The organism is Curtobacterium luteum, assembly GCF_001475545.1.
In the GTDB taxonomy this organism is placed as follows: Bacteria; Actinomycetota; Actinomycetes; order Actinomycetales; family Microbacteriaceae; genus Curtobacterium; species Curtobacterium luteum_A.
In genome coordinates this window covers 1-781 of sequence record NZ_LDQC01000132.1, presented here as the reverse complement: position 1 = coordinate 781, position 781 = coordinate 1, and the positions used below count along the sequence as shown (strand labels likewise).

At 72.9% G+C, this 781-nt stretch carries 1 protein-coding gene; it reads right to left on the bottom strand.

The genetic code is table 11. The features are described from left to right. On the bottom strand, positions 1–677 hold a 677-nt coding region (locus NS184_RS16475; protein ID WP_152998286.1), incomplete at its 3' end, for an NADP-dependent oxidoreductase. Positions 678–781: the final 104 nt, after the last annotated feature.

The window sequence follows — 781 nt, the reverse complement described above, 5'->3', positions numbered from 1 at the left end:
GTGGACTCGGCGTACGCTTGTCGTGGGTTGTCGTTGAACTCCGTGATCGGTCGCACTTCTTCGTGGGGGCGGAGGCGGGGGGGCGGGGGGGGGGGGGGGGGGGGGGGGGGGGGGGGGGGGGGCCGGAGGTAGTCGTGGTTCCGGGCGCTCCCGAGCGCGATCACCGTGGCTCCCGCGTCGTGGGCGAGCTGGCACTGGATGTGACCGACCCCGCCGGCTGCGGCGCTGATCACCACGGTGTCCTGGGGACCGAGGCGGAGGTCCCGGACGACGGTCGCCGCGGTGCACCCGGCGAGGTAGAGGCCACCCGCGACCTCCCAGCTGACGTGCTCGGGCTTCTTGATGACCGAGCCGCGCGGCACACGCACCCAGTTCGCGTGCGCCCCGCCGGTCGGCGCGTGGCCGAGCACCTCGTCGCCCACCCTGAGGTCCTTGACGCCCTCACCCCGGGCACGGACGATGCCCGCGAAGTCGACGCCCTGGTGGGCGGGGAAGTCGAGGTCGATGAACTCGCGCAGCTTGCCCTCGCGGAGGAAGCGCTCGATGTGGTTCAGGCCGGCGGCGACCACCTCCACGACGATCTCACCGGGTCCGGCGTCCGGTCGTTCCTGTGGGACCAGCTGGACCACGTCGAACCCGCCGTAGCGGTCGTACTGCACTGCGTTGCCGTGTCGCATGGCGCGCTCCTTCGAAGACGTTCTGCCTCTCGTCTACTCGTGCGGGCCGGGCGGTGTCCGCACGTCCGGGGGACTTCCCACTCGCGGCCGGGAGGCGCGTGGCG